At 71.7% G+C, this 14,979-nt stretch carries 15 protein-coding genes; 10 read left to right on the top strand and 5 right to left on the bottom strand.

Annotated features, from left to right (window positions below):
• Positions 1-99: 99 nt before the first annotated feature.
• The gene (locus HTZ77_RS15270; protein ID WP_175590200.1) at positions 100-843 is read right to left on the bottom strand and encodes a deoxyribonuclease IV; all 744 of its coding nucleotides are present in this window, start codon (positions 841-843) and stop codon (positions 100-102) included.
• A 74-nt stretch (positions 844-917) separates the two neighbouring features.
• On the opposite strand from HTZ77_RS15270, the gene HTZ77_RS15265 reads away from it, so the two are divergent.
• Positions 918-1,097, top strand: a complete 180-nt coding sequence (locus tag HTZ77_RS15265) for a hypothetical protein (RefSeq protein WP_175590199.1) — start codon at positions 918-920, stop codon at positions 1,095-1,097.
• A 69-nt stretch (positions 1,098-1,166) separates the two neighbouring features.
• Here HTZ77_RS15265 and HTZ77_RS15260 read toward each other — a convergent pair whose 3' ends face one another.
• A complete protein-coding gene (locus HTZ77_RS15260; protein WP_253770335.1) occupies positions 1,167-1,403 on the bottom strand; it encodes a hypothetical protein in 237 nt (78 codons plus the stop codon).
• 263 nt (positions 1,404-1,666) lie between these two features.
• Here HTZ77_RS15260 and rpsF point away from each other — a divergent pair, with 263 nt between their 5' ends.
• The 7 genes from rpsF (at position 1,667) to HTZ77_RS15225 (ending at position 6,269) form a co-directional block, all read left to right on the top strand.
• The gene (rpsF, locus tag HTZ77_RS15255; protein WP_026214314.1) at positions 1,667-1,957 is read left to right on the top strand and encodes a 30S ribosomal protein S6; all 291 of its coding nucleotides are present in this window, start codon (positions 1,667-1,669) and stop codon (positions 1,955-1,957) included.
• Between the two features lie 89 nt (positions 1,958-2,046).
• Positions 2,047-2,607 carry a single-stranded DNA-binding protein gene (locus tag HTZ77_RS15250; RefSeq protein ID WP_175590198.1) on the top strand — a complete coding sequence of 187 codons (561 nt, stop codon included), beginning with the start codon at positions 2,047-2,049 and terminating at the stop codon, positions 2,605-2,607.
• 63 nt (positions 2,608-2,670) lie between these two features.
• Entirely contained in the window at positions 2,671-2,907 is a 237-nt protein-coding gene (gene rpsR, locus HTZ77_RS15245) for a 30S ribosomal protein S18 (RefSeq protein WP_020543048.1), read from the top strand.
• Between the two features lie 14 nt (positions 2,908-2,921).
• Entirely contained in the window at positions 2,922-3,368 is a 447-nt protein-coding gene (rplI, locus tag HTZ77_RS15240; protein WP_175590197.1) for a 50S ribosomal protein L9, read from the top strand.
• 418 nt (positions 3,369-3,786) lie between these two features.
• Entirely contained in the window at positions 3,787-4,653 is an 867-nt protein-coding gene (locus HTZ77_RS15235; RefSeq protein WP_175590196.1) for an ABC transporter substrate-binding protein, read from the top strand.
• Positions 4,654-4,680: 27 nt separating this feature from the next.
• Entirely contained in the window at positions 4,681-5,529 is an 849-nt protein-coding gene (locus tag HTZ77_RS15230; RefSeq protein WP_175590195.1) for an amino acid ABC transporter permease, read from the top strand.
• Complete coding sequence (locus HTZ77_RS15225; RefSeq protein WP_175590194.1) at positions 5,526-6,269, top strand: amino acid ABC transporter ATP-binding protein; 744 nt, start codon at positions 5,526-5,528, stop codon at positions 6,267-6,269. The genes HTZ77_RS15230 and HTZ77_RS15225 overlap by 4 nt, the downstream gene beginning before the upstream one ends.
• Positions 6,270-6,327: 58 nt before the next feature.
• Here HTZ77_RS15225 and HTZ77_RS15220 read toward each other — a convergent pair whose 3' ends face one another.
• Positions 6,328-7,803: an APC family permease gene (locus tag HTZ77_RS15220; protein WP_205302632.1), complete on the bottom strand. Its 1,476-nt coding sequence runs from the start codon at positions 7,801-7,803 to the stop codon at positions 6,328-6,330.
• A 68-nt stretch (positions 7,804-7,871) separates the two neighbouring features.
• On the bottom strand, positions 7,872-9,173 hold the full coding sequence (locus HTZ77_RS15215; protein WP_175590193.1) for an MATE family efflux transporter: 1,302 nt from the start codon (positions 9,171-9,173) through the stop codon (positions 7,872-7,874).
• A 293-nt stretch (positions 9,174-9,466) separates the two neighbouring features.
• Here HTZ77_RS15215 and dnaB point away from each other — a divergent pair, with 293 nt between their 5' ends.
• Positions 9,467-10,822, top strand: a complete 1,356-nt coding sequence (gene dnaB, locus HTZ77_RS15210) for a replicative DNA helicase (protein ID WP_175590192.1) — start codon at positions 9,467-9,469, stop codon at positions 10,820-10,822.
• 29 nt (positions 10,823-10,851) lie between these two features.
• On the opposite strand, the gene HTZ77_RS15205 is transcribed toward dnaB, so the two are convergent.
• Positions 10,852-12,444 (bottom strand): ABC transporter permease, encoded by a 1,593-nt coding sequence (locus HTZ77_RS15205; protein WP_175590191.1) that lies wholly within the window; start codon positions 12,442-12,444, stop codon positions 10,852-10,854.
• On the opposite strand from HTZ77_RS15205, the gene HTZ77_RS48200 reads away from it, so the two are divergent.
• On the top strand, positions 12,398-14,890 hold the full coding sequence (locus HTZ77_RS48200) for a helix-turn-helix transcriptional regulator (protein WP_175590190.1): 2,493 nt from the start codon (positions 12,398-12,400) through the stop codon (positions 14,888-14,890). The two genes, HTZ77_RS15205 and HTZ77_RS48200, sit on opposite strands and share 47 nt — an antisense overlap.
• The last annotated feature ends 89 nt before the right edge of the window (positions 14,891-14,979 follow it).

The raw sequence follows: 14,979 nt of genomic DNA, 5'->3' as shown, positions 1-14,979 counted from the left end.
CGGCCGGCGACGGCCCTTACCCACTTTCGCGGCCCGGTAATCCAGGGAAGTTATCCACAGGCTGTGTGTTTCCGATCTCCAGAGCCCCGCGTGAGGGTTTCAGAGGTTCTCGCGCAGGAACGCGATGTCGGCCGCCTGCCCCTCGGCCGGGGTCTCCACCACGATCGGCGCGCCGGCCGCCCGGCACACCGCGAGGATCAGCTCCGGGTCGATCTGCCCCTTGCCCAGGTTGGCGTGCCGGTCGGCGCCCGAGTCGAACGCGTCGCGCGAGTCGTTGCAGTGGACCAGGTCGATCCGGCCGGTGATGGCCTTGATCCGGTCCACCAGGTCCACCAGCTCCTCGCCGCCCGCGTGCGCGTGGCAGGTGTCGAGGCAGAAGCCGACGTCGAACCCGTCGAGCGCGTCCCACAGCCGCGCGATGCGCTCCAGCCTGCGCGCCATCGCGTTGTCGCCGCCCGCGGTGTTCTCGATGAGCACCGGGATCGGGCACTCCAGCCGTTCGAACACCTTGCGCCAGTTGTCGAAGCCGGCCTGTGGATCGTCGCTCTTGTTGACGTGGCCGCCGTGGACGATCAGGCCCTTGGCGCCCAGGCCGGCCGCCGCCTCCAGGTGCTGGGCGAGCAGCTTGCGGCTGGGGATGCGGATCCGGTTGTTGGTCGTCGCCACGTTGACGAGGTACGGGGCGTGGATGAAGACGTCGACGCCCTCCACCGGCTTGTCGGGCAGCACGGGCTTGGCGTAGCCCTGGGGATCGCCGAGGAAGAACTGCACCACCTCGGCACCGACCGCGGCGGCGTGAGCGGCGGGATCGTCCTGGCCGACGTGAGCTCCGATGCGCACCATGTCACCGAGCCTATCCGTTTGCCGTACCCCGGCCAGGGAAGTCGCCAGGCACCCCCTACCCGAGGAGAACGCATATGGCCCGGTGGCGATGGCGCTCGTTAATCATCCTGATCTACGTCGTGATAGGCCTCTACGTGGCCTGGGTGTACCACTACATCACCCCGGCGATCCTCAAGGACATCGCCGAGGCGTTGCTCGCGGTCTTCCTGTGGTTCCTCGTCCTGCTCGGCGTGGACCTGCACATCGGAGGATGACCCCATATCGAAAGGACGGTCCCGGAAGTCACCGGGGCCGTCCTCACGTGTTCGGATCCGGTCGGGGGCTCAGGGAAGGAAACCGCCGCGGGCGATGCCGAGGGCCACGCCCACGAACGACGCGACGATCCCGACGATGTTGAGGGCTCGCTGGGGAGTCGTCGCGGAGACGTACTGGGAGTAGAGGCCCGTCCCGAAGCCGAGGGTGCCCGCCCACGAGGCGACGACGTGACCGCCGGGGACGAACGCCGCGACGAAGGCCGTCAGACCGCACACGACGGTGACGATCGCCAGGATGTTCTCCACCGGATGAGCCCGTCCGTCGCTGTTGAGCGAGAGCCTGAACCGCTGGTTTTCGGAAGGTTGGAGGATGTGTGGCACAACTATCACCCCCTGGTTTCCTACAGGCCTTCCCACAGGGACTCGGCTGGTAACCTGGTCAGGCTGCGTTGTGATGGGTGACCCGTCACGCCCGGGTGCCGAAAGGGGCACCGGGGCCCCGCGTCAGCGTCCTCCTGTCACGGCAGAGTGTCGTGACCGCAAGAGTCCAGAGGAGGTTGGAGTCCCGCATGCGTCGTTACGAAGTAATGGTCATTCTGGACCCTTCGCTCGATGAGCGCACTGTCGCGCCGTCCCTCGACCAGTTCCTCACCGTGGTCCGCAACGACGGCGGCACCGTGGAGAAGGTCGACGTCTGGGGCCGTCGCCGTCTCGCCTACGACATCGACAAGAAGTCGGAAGGCATCTACGCCGTCATCGACCTGTCCGCGGAGCCCGCGACGGTCAAGGAGCTCGACCGCCAGATGAACCTCAACGAGGGCATCCTGCGCACCAAGGTTCTCCGCCCCGACGTGCACTAAGCAGCTCGTCGCCCGGCTTTTTGTCGGGCGTCGGCCGTACTCTGAGCCGTAACCCAAAGCGAAGGCGTGCAGGAAGGCGAGCGCTGGCCATGGCAGCAGGCGACACCGTAATCACCATCGTCGGCAATCTTGTCGACGACCCCGAGCTGCGCTTCACCCCGACGGGGCAAGCGGTGGCCCGGTTCCGCATCGCGTCCACTCCGCGGTTCATGGATCGTCAGACCAACGAGTGGAAGGACGGCGAAAGCCTCTTCCTGACCTGCAACGTGTGGCGGCAGGCGGCGGAGAACGCCGCCGAGAGCCTCCAGCGCGGCATGCGGGTCATCGTGCAGGGGCGGCTCAAGCAGCGGTCCTACGAGACCAAGGAAGGCGAGAAGCGCACCGTCTACGAGGTCGAGGTCGACGAGGTCGGCCCGTCTCTGCGCAACGCCACCGCCAAGGTCAACCGCACCTCCCGTCAGGGCGGCGGCGGTGGCGGCGGCTTCGGTGGCGGCCCGGCCGACGACCCGTGGGCCTCCGCGTCGCCCGCTCCGCCCCAGGGCGGTGGCGGCGGCTTCGGCGGCGGCGGTGGCGGCGGCTACCAGGGCGGCGGCCAGCAGAGCGGCGGCTTCGGCGGCGGCGGCGACTTCAGCGACGAACCGCCTTTCTAATCCCAGTCCACAAGCCCGAGACCATTCCCGCTTCACCGGCGGGGCTCTGAAAGGAGCACCACGATGGCCAAGCCGGCACTGCGCAAGCCCAAGAAGAAGGTTTGCCTGTTCTGCCACGACAAGATCTCCTACGTCGACTACAAGGACACGGCGCTGCTGCGGAAGTTCATCTCCGACCGCGGCAAGATCCGTGCGCGCCGGGTGACGGGCAACTGCACCCAGCACCAGCGCGACGTGGCGACCGCGATCAAGAACGCCCGTGAGGTGGCTCTGCTGCCTTACACGAGCACCGCGCGCTAAGGAGGTCTGACGACATGAAGCTCATCCTCACCAACGAGGTCTCCGGCCTCGGCGCCCCCGGCGACGTCGTCGAGGTCAAGGACGGCTACGGCCGTAACTACCTCATCCCGCGGGGCTACGCCATGCGCTGGACGCGTGGCGCGGAGAAGCAGATCGAGTCCATCAAGAAAGCTCGTGACGCTCGCGAGATCCGCGACCTGGGCACCGCCAAGGAGGTCGCCGGCCAGCTCGGCGCCCTGCGCGTGCGCCTGACGACCCGCGCGGGCGACTCCGGCCGCCTGTTCGGCTCGATCACCACGGGCGACGTCGCCGACGCGGTCAAGGCCGCCGGCGGCCCGCTCCTCGACCGCCGCCGCATCGAGATCGTCAACCCGATCAAGAGCGTCGGCAGCCACAAGGTCAGCGTCAAGCTGCACCCTGAGGTGTCGGCCTCGCTCGACGTCGAGGTCGTCGCCGGCTGACGCCAGGCACGCCTGCCGTACGGCCCCCTCTCCCCTCGCGGGAGCGGGGGCCGTACGCGTCTCCGGGGCCGGCTCTTTTCGCTTGCCCCCACACGGCGGGCCCGCCTCCCTCACCCGTGAGCTGCGCGGGCGCCCCCCTCTTCCCGCGTCCCCTGTGCCGCGACCTCCACCACGCCCCACCCTCCCCACTGTCTCCTCGCCGGCCCATCTCCTCGCCCGCCCGAGCGGCCCTGCCCCCGAGTGACCCCGCGTCCAAGTGGTGCTGCACCCCGAGCGGCCCTGTACCTGGGACGGGGAGAGAAGGCGGGGACGGGAAAGGGCGGTATGGGGTGGTATGAGCCCAGGTGGCGGCGTATTTCCTAGCGGGGCAGCGTACAATCGGCTCGTTCTTCCCCGCGTTCCCCTGGAGGCACCACCCATGGTCCGTCCCTCGACGCTGCTCGCGCTGGGCGCCCTCGCCGCGGCCGTCGCGTGCGCACCCGTCGACAACACGGCGACCAGCAGCGGCCCCAGCGCCGCCCCCGCGGCCACGGCGTGCACCAAGGACCAGCTCAAGCTCGTCAACGCGGGCAAGCTGACCATCGGCACCGACAAGCCCGCCTACGAGCCGTGGTTCAAGGACGACGACCCCGCCAACGGCCAGGGGTTCGAGAGCGCGGTGGCGTTCGCGGTCGCCGGGGAGCTCGGCTTCGACCGCGACGAGGTGCAGTGGAACACGGTCAAGTTCGACTCGGCCTTCGCCCCGGGCGCCAAGCAGTTCGACTTCGACGTCAACCAGGTGTCGATCACCCCCGACCGGGCCAAGGCGGTCGACTTCAGCCACGGCTACTACACGGTCAAGCAGGCCGTGGTGGCGCTGGGCGACGGCAAGTACGCGGGGGCCAAGACGCTGGCCGACCTCAAGAACGCCAAGATCGGCGTGCAGGTCGGCACCACCTCGCTCGACGCGGTCAAGAACGTCGTGAAGCCCGCCGACGACCCCAACGTCTACAACGACCAGGTCGACGCCATCAACGCGCTGAAGAACAAGCAGGTCGACGCCATCGTCGTGGACCTGCCGACGGCGTTCTACGTCACGGCCGCGCAGGTCGAAGGCTCCAAGATCGTCGGCCAGTTCGCCGCCACGGGCGGAGGCCCCGAGGAGTTCGGCCTGGTCATGGAGAAGGGCACCCAGCTCAAGACCTGCGTGGACAAGGCCGTGGACGCGCTGAAGTCCAAGGGCGACCTGGCCAAGATCGAGCAGCAGTGGCTGGGCTCGGCCGCGGGCGCGCCCGAGCTGAGCTGACGACCACCGCGTACGTCCATGACTGACATGCCAGCAGGCCCGGTCTGGGTCAAGAGCGAGCGGCAGGTGGAGCGGGAGCGGGTCCGCAGGGCGCGGGCCCGCCGCTCGGCGTCCATCGCCACGGCCTCCACGGTGGTCTTCGCCGTCCTCGTCGGGTGGGTGGTCACGAACTCGCCGGGCTGGCCGCGCGTCCAGGACACCTTCTTCAATCCCGAGCACTTCGCCCGGGCGCTGCCCGACGTCATCAGCGGCTTCTGGCTGAACGTCAAGATCTTCCTGTTCGCCGAGCCGCTCATCCTGGTCGTGGGCCTGTTGGTGGCCCTGGTCAGGTCGACGAGGACGGCCGCGCTGTTCCCGGTGCGGGCCCTCGCCACGCTGTACGTCGACACCTTCCGCGGCGTGCCGACGCTGCTGGTCATCTACATGGTCGGTTTCGGCCTGCCCGCGCTGCGCCTGCAGGGCATACCGACCGACCTGACCGCGCTCGGCGTCATCGCGCTGACGCTCTCGTACGGCGCGTACGTGGCCGAGGTGTTCCGCTCGGGCATCGAGTCGGTGCACCCGAGCCAGGTGGCCGCCGCCCGCTCGCTCGGGCTCAGCCACGGCAAGACCATGCGGTTCGTGGTGCTGCCGCAGGCCACCCGCCGGGTCGTGCCGCCGCTGCTGAACGACTTCATCTCGTTGCAGAAGGACACCGCGCTGGTGTCCACGCTGGGTGTGCTGGAGGCGCTGCGGCAGGCGCAGATCTACGCCTCCGGCAAGTTCAACTACACGGCCTACCTGGTGGCCGCCCTGCTGTTCATCCTGCTGACGATCCCGATGGCCCGGTTCACCGACTACCTGGCCGAGCGTACGCGGAGGAGGCGCGGGGCATGAGCCTGCTGACCATCGAGGGCGTGTGGAAGAACTTCCACGGCCACAGCGTGCTGCGCGGCATCGACCTGGAGGTGCGCCCGCACGAGGTGGTGAGCCTCATCGGCGCGTCCGGCTCGGGCAAGTCCACGCTGCTGCGCTGCGTCAACCTGCTGGAGACCGTGGACGACGGCACGATCCTGCTGGAGGGCCGGGACGTCACCGACCCGCGGGTGGACGTGGACGAGGTGCGCAAGCGGCTCGGCATCGTCTTCCAGGCGTTCAACCTGTTCCCGCACATGACCGTGCTCGACAACATCACGCTGGCGCCGCGCCAGGTGCACAAGGTGCCGAGGGAACGGGCCGAGGAGGAGGCGCACGCGCTGCTCACCCGGTTCGGGCTGGCGCACAAGGCCACGTCGTACCCCGACCAGCTCTCCGGCGGCCAGCAGCAGCGGGTGGCCATCATCCGGGCGCTGGCCACCCAGCCGCGGTTGATGCTGCTCGACGAGGTGACCTCCGCTCTCGACCCGGTGCTGGTCGTGGAGGTGCTGGAGATCATTCGCGAGCTCAAGCAGTCGGGGATGACGATGATCCTCACCACGCACGAGATGGGGTTCTGCCGCGACATCTCTGACACGGTGTGCTTCCTCGACGGGGGCGTGCTGCTGGAGAAGGGGCCGCCGGAGAAGATCTTCAGCGACCCGGACGAGGCCCGCACCCGCGACTTCCTGCGCAGCGTCCTGGAGGCCCGGCGCCTGTAGGACGCCGAGGCGGGGGTCAACGGCACGGAGGTGGGGAGGGCGGCGGCCCGAAGGCGGCTCAGCGGCGGTGGCGGCCCCGGGCGGCGGCCGGCGGCTCGTCCCGGGGCGGCGCGAGCAGGCTGTGCCGCCGGCCGTACACGAGGTAGACCAGCATCCCGAACACCATCCACAGCCCGAACCAGGCCCACGTCGGCACCTGCAGGTTGACCATCAGCCAGAGCGTCGCCACCAGCGACAGGACCGGCACCAGCGGCGACAGCGGCACCCGGAACCCCCGCTCCAGGTCCGGCATCCGGCGGCGCATCACGATCACGCCCGCCGACACGAACAGGAACGCGAACAGCGCGCCCATCACGACGAGCTGCTGCAACGTGAACACGGGCGCGAACGTGGCCAGCAGGACGGCCACGACGCCGATGACCAGCGTCATCCGCGACGGCGTGTGGTACCTCCGGCTGATCGCCGACAGGCCGCGCGGGATGAGGCCGTCGCGGGCCATCGAGAACAGCACCCGCGTCTGCCCCACGATCAGCACCAGGATCACGGTGGTCAGGCCGAGCACCGCGCCGATGTCGATGACGTGCACCATCCAGTCCACGCCGACGCCGCGGAACGCGCTGGACAGCGGCGCGTCGGTCGAGATGCGCCGGTACGGGATCATGCCGACCATGACCACGGCCACGGCGAGGTAGATGACGGTGGCCACGACGAGGCTGCGGATCATGCCCTTCGGCACGGCGCGGGGCGCGTTGGCGGTCTCCTCGGCGGCGGTCGCGACGATGTCGAAGCCGATGTAGGCGAACGCGATCGCGGGCGCCGCCGCGAAGATGCCGGCCCAGCCGAAGGCGTGGCTCTGGCCGATGACGACGTCCAGCACGGTCGAGGGCGGCACGTCCAGCGGCTTGGGCGGGGCGTACAGGTCGCCGAAGTTGCTCGCGTCGACGTGCAGGGCGCCCACCACGATGACGGCGCCGATCGCCAGCAGCTTGGCCGCCACCATGATCCACAGCGCCCGCAGGCCGATCCTCGTGTTGACCGCGACGACGCCCGTCAGCACGACCAGGATGAACGCCGTGAGCGCGCCGCCGACCAGGTCGTGCCGGGGCAGGGCGATCCCGAAGTCGGCGAAGGCGCGCACCGTCAGCTCCGCCCACGCCTTGGCCACCACGGCGGCCGCGAGCTGCAGCTCCAGGATCAGCGCCCAGCCGATGATCCACGCCCAAACCTCGCCGAAGATCACGTAGGTGAAGGTGTACGCGCTGCCCGAGGCCGGGATCGTGGACGCCAGCTCGGCGTAGCACAGGCAGGCGAGCAGGCAGGCGATGCCCGCGATCATGAAGGACAGGATCACCCCCGGTCCCGCCATGGTCGCGGCCTGCCGCCCGGCGATGCTGAAGATGCCCGCGCCGATCATCACCCCGAGCCCGAGCACGACCAGATCGGCCGGACGGTAGAGCTCGGCAAGGCTGTGCCGGGCGCTCGTGCGCAGACCGGTCGCCTCGGACGGCGGCAGGCGTCGGAGAATCGTGGACAAGGCACACCCCGCTCGTGGGACTCGCCCACAGTGCCCCGATCACCTGTGCCACAGCAAGCACAGGACGATTACGCCCCGGTCACCAGCCAGGCAGCGCCCACGGCCCGGCGGCCGAGCGTGATCAAACGTGCCACCATCCACACCCCGAGCGCGCACCAAAGAGCAACGATGCCGAAATCTGCCGCGATGAGGGCCGCCGGCAGATACGCGAGCGTCGTCCAGACCCCCGCCCAGGCGAGGTAGCGCTGGTCGCCCGCCCCGATCAGCACCCCGTCGAGCACGAACACCACGCCGCAGATGGGCTGGAAGAGCGCCACGGGCCACAGCACGGCCAGGAGCTGCTCGGTGACCTGCGGATCGGCGTCGAACAGGCCGGGCAGCAGCGGCCGCCCCACGACCACCAGCACGCCGAGCAGCACCCCCGACCACACGCCCCAGCGCACCATGCGCCCGGTCGCCTCCTTGGTCGCGACCGTGTCGCCGGCCCCGAGGGTGCGGCCGGTGATCGCCTGACCGGCGATGGCGATCGCGTCGAGCGCGAAGGCCAGCAGCGTCCACACCTGGGTGGCGATGGCGTACGCGGCGAGCTGCGCCTCGCCCATCCTCGTGGCGATCACCATGGCCACGAGGAGCACGATCCGCAGGCAGACCGTACGGACGAGCAGCGCGAACCCGGCCGTGCCCGCCCGCCGCACGCCCGCCACGTCGGGGGCCAGCGGCGTGCCGAGCCGCCGGGCGCCCCGGACGACCACGGCCACGTACACGACGGCGCCGAGCGTCTGTGCCAGCACCGTGCCCCAGGCGGAGCCGGCGATGCCCCAGCCCAGCACGAGCACGAACCACGCGTTCAGCGCCGCGTTGAGCGCGAACGAGCCCACGGCGACGACGAGCGGGGTCACCGTGTCCTGGAGCCCGCGCAGCACGCCGGTGCCGGCCAGCACGACCAGCATGCCGGGGGCCCCGATCAGGCTGACCCGCAGGTACGTGACGGCCTCGCCGGCCTGCTCCGGGCTCGCGCCGAACAGGTCCACCACGCCCGGCGCCAGTGGCCAGCCGAGCGCGATGAGGGCGAGGCCGATGGCCAGCGCCAGCCAGATGCCGTCCACGCCGTCGCGCATGGCCCGCGCGTGGTCGCCCGCCCCGGTGCGCCGCGCCACCGACGCCGTGGTGCCGTACGCGAGGAAGACGCACAGGTTCACCATCGTCGTCAGGACGGTGCCGGCGACGCCGAGCGCGCCCACGGCGACGGTTCCGAGGCCGTGGCCCACGATCGCGTAGTCGGCCAGCAGGAACAGGGGCTCGGCCACCAGCGCGCCGAACGCCGGTACGGCAAGGCGGAGGATCTCCCTGTCCTGGCGTGTAATGGGCATTTGCCTATTATGGGCCTTACCCGGCATGTCGGGCCAACTTTCTTTTCTCCACAGCCGGTGGACAACGTTTCCGCTGGTCAGTGGCATGGTCGTGGAGATGTGAACAAGTTATCCCCAGGCTCGTCCACAGAGCTTTCACATGTTCGGCGTAGTCATACACAGCTTTCCCCCAGGGTTATCCACAGGCTGTCCACAGCCCGCGTTGCTCCCCGCCCGGGAAGCGGCCAAACTGTCAGACCGGTCGGCTACAAGTGGGGGTGGTGCGACCTAGGTGAGGCTGTTGAGGGGGCGCCGTGAGCATCGACGAGGAAACCGGCGCAGGTCCGGGCTTCGAGCGCACCCCGCCCAACAACATCGAGGCCGAGCAGTCCGTCCTCGGCGGCATGCTGCTGTCCAAGGACGCGATCGCCGACGTCGTCGAGATCATCCGCTCCGACGACTTCTACCGGCCCGCCCACCAGATGATCTACGACGTCATCACCGACCTGTACGGCCGGGGCGAGCCCGCCGACGCGGTCACCGTCTTCGACGAGCTGCAGAAGCGCGGCGAGATGGCCAGGGTCGGCGGCGCCGCCTACCTCCACACGCTGACGGCGGTCGTCCCCACCGCGGCCAACGCCGGCTACTACGCCAAGATCGTCCGCGAGCAGGCCATCCTGCGCCGTCTCATCGAGGCCGGCACCCGCATCGTCTCCTTCGGCTACGGCGGCAACAACGAGGAGGTCGACGACCTCGTCGACCGCGCCCAGGCCGAGATCTACAAGGTGACGGAGCGCCGCACCTCCGAGGACTACGCCCCGCTGGCCGACATCATGCCGGGCGCCCTGGACGAGCTGGAGGCCATCGGCAGCCGGGGCGGCCAGATGGTCGGCGTCCCCACGGGCTTCCAGGACCTCGACCAGCTCACCAACGGCCTCCACCCGGGCCAGATGATCGTCGTCGCCGCCCGTCCGGCCATCGGCAAGAGCACCCTCGGCCTGGACTTCGCCCGGTCTGCCGCGATCAAGCACGGCATGACCACCGTCATCTTCTCCCTGGAGATGTCGCGCAACGAGATCACCATGCGTCTGCTCTCGGCGGAGGCGCGGGTGGCGCTGCACGCGATGCGCTCCGGCATGATGAGCGACGACGACTGGACCCGCCTGGCCCGCCGCATGAGCGAGGTGGCCGAGGCGCCGCTGTTCATCGACGACTCGCCCAACATGTCCATGATGGAGATCCGGGCCAAGTGCCGCCGCCTCAAGCAGCGCAACGACCTGCGGTTCGTGGTCATCGACTACCTCCAGCTGATGAGCTCGCCCAAGAAGACCGAGAGCCGCCAGAACGAGGTCTCGGAGATCTCCCGTGCCATCAAGCTGCTGGCCAAGGAGCTGGAGGTCCCGGTCATCGCGATCTCCCAGCTCAACCGAGGCCCCGAGCAGCGCACCGACAAGCGCCCGGCGGTGAGCGACCTTCGCGAGTCCGGATCGATCGAGCAGGACGCCGACATGGTCATCCTGCTGCACCGGGAGGACGCCTACGAGCGGGAGTCGCCCCGGGCGGGTGAGGCGGACCTCATAGTCGCCAAGCACCGTAACGGACCGACCGCCACCGTGACGGTCGCCTTCCAGGGGCATTACTCCCGGTTCGTCGACATGGCTCAACATTAGGACTGGTCCGGGTTCCCGGACCTGCTGCGTCAGGCCGCCGAGGGTCTGACGTCCTTCGACGCCAGCGCCGGGATCACCGCCGCCGGCACCGCCAGCACCGCGCACCCGCCCGTCACCGCGGCGATCGTCCCCCACGGCATCGTCGCCCACGGCAGCGTCGCCGGGATCAGTCCCGTGAGCTGGACCAGCGCCGTCCACAGCCCGAGCAGGCTGAGCGCCGTGGCCAGCGCGGCGAGGACCGTGCCGACCGCCACCACCAGCAGCGCCTCGCCCATCACGTACCTCAGGACCTGCCCCCGGGTCGCCCCCAGCAGGCGCAGCGCCCCACGCTCCGCCGCGCGGTCCGAGGCGGCCATCAACAGCGTGTTGACCAGGGCGATCGCCGTGTAGGCCAGCATGATGCCGAGCACCACCAGCAGGCCCAGCCGGCTGGCCGAGGCGCGGCCCGTGCCGAGCTGCCGCTCCCACGCGGCCTTGGTGAGGGCGCGGGCGTCGTGGCCCCGCGTGGCCCGCTGGAGCGCCGCCCCGACCTGGTCCGCCGCCGCGCCCGGTCGCAGCTTCACGTACGCCCGGTACGGCAGGGCGGAGAAGGCGTGGGCCGGGGTGACGTAGGAGTCGGCGGCGGAGCGGGAGCCGAGCACGGCGGTGACCGTGAAGGTCGCCTCGCTGCCGTCGGCGCGCCACATGGTGACGCTCCGGCCGACGCCCAGGTCCCACGTCTCGGACACCGCGATCGTGTCGTCGCGGAGCCCGGCCAGCGACCCGGCGACGACCGGCACGTCCACGGTCCGGCGCAGGGCGCCCGGGTCGACGGCCTCGGCCGGCCGCCGGATCAGCGCGGTCCTGCCTTCGAGGGTGTAGACGCTGGTCGGTGTCACGGTGGTGACGTCCGCGCCGGGGACGTCACGCAGCCGTCGTACGAGCTGCCGGTCGAGCCCGGCCGGGCCGGTGGGCAGCACCACGTAGTCGGCGCGGATCGGCCCGGCCTCCATCGCGGTCCTGGCGGCGTCGCTCATGGCGGCGGCGCCGAGCAGCGAGGCGGCCAGGCCGACCGTGACGAGGACGGGCGCGGCGGTCGCGGCGGTCTGCCGGGCGGAGGCCACCGCTCCGGCCGCGACGACGGTGCCGCCGGCGCCCCGCAGCCGCTCGACGGGCCAGGTGAGCAGCCTGGTGACCGGCCGTACCACGACGGGCGCGAGCAGGCCGACCGCGGCGATGAGCAGCATCAGGACCGGCATGTACGACTTGTTGCCGGTGGCGGACGACGGGTTGCCCACGGCCGTCATCGTCATGCTGACCAGGGCGGTGGCCAGGACGGCGAGACCGGCGACCCAGCGGCCGGGCGTCATGACGCCCCGCTCCGCACCGGACTCGCGCAGCGCCTCGGCGGGCGGCACCCGGCCGGCCCGCCGGGCCGACATGACCACGCCGAGCACCGCGACGACCACCCCGGTCCCGAAGGCGATCCACGACGGCGCCGAGGAGGTGCTGGGCACCAGCCAGCCGGGCGCCATCCCCAGGCTGACCAGCCAGTCCTGGATCGGGCGGGCGCCGAGGGGGCCGAGCAGCGCGCCGGTGGCGGAGGCGGTGACGGCGACCAGCAGGGCCTCGCCGTACACCATGCGCCTGACCTGCTGGGTGGTCGCGCCGATGGTGCGCAGGGGCGCGCTCGGCATCGGGCCGGCGAGCCGGGACGACGAGCTCCTCGTGGGCCTGGCGGTCCTGTCGCTGCTGTCGGACCTGGCCGAGGAACGGCCCCTGCTGTGCCTGGTGGACGACGCGCACTGGCTGGACCGGGCGTCGGCGGGGGCGCTGCGGTTCGCGGCCCACCGCCTGCACGCCGAGGGGGTCGTGCTGCTGTTCGGCGCCCGGGACGGCTTCGACGCCGCGGGCCTGCCGGAGCACGCGCTGGCCGGGCTCGATCGGGAGAGCGCCGCGCGGCTGCTCGCGGAACGCGCGCCCGGCCTCGACGGAGCATTGCGCGAGCGGGTCATCGAGGAGAGCGGCGGCAACCCGCTCGCGCTGCTCGAACTGCCCGAGAGCACGCCGGTCCAGGGTCCGCTGCCACTGCCGCGCCGCATCCAGGAGGCGTACGCCGCGCGCATCGCCGCACTGCCGGAGGCGGTGCGTACCGTGCTGATGCTCACCGCGGTCGAGGACGGCGGCGAACTGCCCGTGATCATGCGTGCGACCGAGGAGCTCGGCGTCGCCCCCATGGCTCTGGGCGCGGCGGAGCGGTCCGGGCTGATCCGGGTCGAGGGGGCACGGGTGACGTTCGCGCACCCGCTGATGCGGGCCGCGGCGTTCCGGCACGGCACGTTCGCCGAGCGGCTGGCGATGCACCGCGTGCTGGCGCGGCTGCTGGACGGGCGGCCGGACCGGCGGGCGTGGCACCTGGCCGCGGCGGCGACGGGCCCGGACGAGACGGCCGCGGCGGCGCTGGAGCAGGCCGCGGAGCGGGCCAGGGAGCGCGGCGGCGACGCGGGGGCGTCCGCCGCCCTGGAGCGCGCCGCCGAGCTGACGGAGGAGACGGCCGTGCGGGCGCGCCGCCTGACCTCCGCCGCGGTGGCGGCGGCCGACGCCGGCCAGCCGGTACGGGCCAAGGACCTGGCCGAACGCGCCGGCCGGCTGGAGACGGACCCCCGCTCGCTCGCGCGGCTCTCGGAGCTGCGCGCCCGTCTCGCCTTCGACGAGGGTGCGCCCCACCTCGCCCACGACCTGCTCGTGTCGGGCGCGGAGGCGGTGGCCGAGGTGGACCGGGTCATGGCCGGGGCGATGCTCATCGACGCCGCCCGCAACGCCTGGCAGCTCAGCGACCCCGGCCGGGTCGCGGAGGCGTCCGACCGGCTCCACACGCTCGGGCTGCGGCCCGGCGACGGGCTCGGCCCCGCCGTGGACGCGGTCACGGGCGCGGCCGAGCTCCTGGCCGAGGGCCCGGCCGGAGCCCTGGCCACCATGCGCGGCCTGGTCGCCGACGGCGGCCGGATCCGGGAGGGCGCGCACGCGCTACGGATCAACGCCGCCTTCGTCGCCGGGCTGGTCGGCGACTTCCAGGCCGGGCGCGACATCTCGGCCGCCGTCGCGGCGGAGTGCCGGGCGCGCGGCGAGATCGGCAGGATCCCGCTGGCTCTGCTGACGCTCACGGCCTCGGACCTCTACCTGGGCCGGTTCAATGACGCCGTGGCCGGCGCCGCCGAGGGGCTGCGGCTGGCCGCCGACACCGGCCAGCCGAACCGGGCCGGTTACCTCGAAGGCATGCTCGCCTGGATCGCCGCCGCGCGCGGCGACGCGGCCGAGTGCTCCCGGCTGGCGGCCCGCTGCCTCGACCGGTTCGACGCCAACCGGATCGTCAACGGCCCTGCCTGGGCCGAATGGGCGCTGGCCCTGCTGGACCTCGGGCACGGCCGGTTCGCCGAGGCGCTGGACCGCCTCGACGCCGCCGTGGACGGGCCGGTGCGCCACCAGATCCAGGCGGTGTACTTCGCGCCCGACCAGATCGAGGCGGCCGTACGGCTGGGAGCTCCGGCCGGCGAGCCGCTGCGGCGCTTCGAGGAGTGGTCCCTCGCCGCCGGCCTCGACTGGGCCGGGGCGGTTCTCCACCGGTGCCGGGCCCTGCTCGAACCCGACTGGGACGCCGCCCACGAGCACTTCCGCGCCGCCGTACGGCTGCACGCCGACAGCGGACGGCCCTGGGAGGCCGCGCGGACCCGGCTCGCCTTCGGCGAGCGGCTGCGCAGGGAGCGGCACAAGGGCAGCGCCCGGCCGCACCTGCGCGCGGCGCTGGAGACGTTCGAGCGGCTGGGGGCCCGGCCGTGGGCCGAGCGCGCGCGCACGGAGCTGCGGGCGGCGGGCGACACCAGCGCTCCGACCGGGGGCGACGAGACGGTCTCGGCGCTGTCGCCCCAGGAGCTGCAGATCGTACGGCTGGCGGCGGCCGGGCTGACGAACCGGGAGATCGGGGCGCAGCTCTTCCTCAGCCCGAAGACGGTCAGCTACCACCTCTACCGGGCCTTCCCCAAGCTCAACGTGGTCAGCCGGGCCCAGCTCGCCGGCCTCGACCTGTCCTGAGCCAGGGAGCGGCAGGCCGGAAGCAGGCCGCGCGCACGTCGCCACCTGGATGGTCGGTGTGACGCACCAGACAGGCCGCTCCGGAATCC

The organism is Nonomuraea montanisoli (assembly GCF_013363975.1).
GTDB lineage: Bacteria > Actinomycetota > Actinomycetes > Streptosporangiales > Streptosporangiaceae > Nonomuraea > Nonomuraea montanisoli.
Note: the sequence above shows the minus strand (reverse complement) of the source record. Positions and strands in the feature narration are given on the sequence as shown.

Bases quoted from the DNA above. Each gene is read 5' to 3' on its own strand.
- HTZ77_RS15270 (WP_175590200.1), bottom strand. From the start codon at position 843: ATGGTGCGCATCGGAGCTCACGTCGGCCAGGACGATCCCGCCGCTCAC.
- HTZ77_RS15265 (WP_175590199.1), top strand. From the start codon at position 918: ATGGCCCGGTGGCGATGGCGCTCGTTAATCATCCTGATCTACGTCGTG.
- rpsF (WP_026214314.1), top strand. From the start codon at position 1,667: ATGCGTCGTTACGAAGTAATGGTCATTCTGGACCCTTCGCTCGATGAG.
- HTZ77_RS15250 (WP_175590198.1), top strand. From the start codon at position 2,047: ATGGCAGCAGGCGACACCGTAATCACCATCGTCGGCAATCTTGTCGAC.
- rpsR (WP_020543048.1), top strand. From the start codon at position 2,671: ATGGCCAAGCCGGCACTGCGCAAGCCCAAGAAGAAGGTTTGCCTGTTC.
- rplI (WP_175590197.1), top strand. From the start codon at position 2,922: ATGAAGCTCATCCTCACCAACGAGGTCTCCGGCCTCGGCGCCCCCGGC.
- HTZ77_RS15235 (WP_175590196.1), top strand. From the start codon at position 3,787: ATGGTCCGTCCCTCGACGCTGCTCGCGCTGGGCGCCCTCGCCGCGGCC.
- HTZ77_RS15230 (WP_175590195.1), top strand. From the start codon at position 4,681: ATGCCAGCAGGCCCGGTCTGGGTCAAGAGCGAGCGGCAGGTGGAGCGG.
- HTZ77_RS15225 (WP_175590194.1), top strand. From the start codon at position 5,526: ATGAGCCTGCTGACCATCGAGGGCGTGTGGAAGAACTTCCACGGCCAC.
- HTZ77_RS15215 (WP_175590193.1), bottom strand. From the start codon at position 9,173: ATGCCCATTACACGCCAGGACAGGGAGATCCTCCGCCTTGCCGTACCG.
- HTZ77_RS15205 (WP_175590191.1), bottom strand. From the start codon at position 12,444: ATGGTGTACGGCGAGGCCCTGCTGGTCGCCGTCACCGCCTCCGCCACC.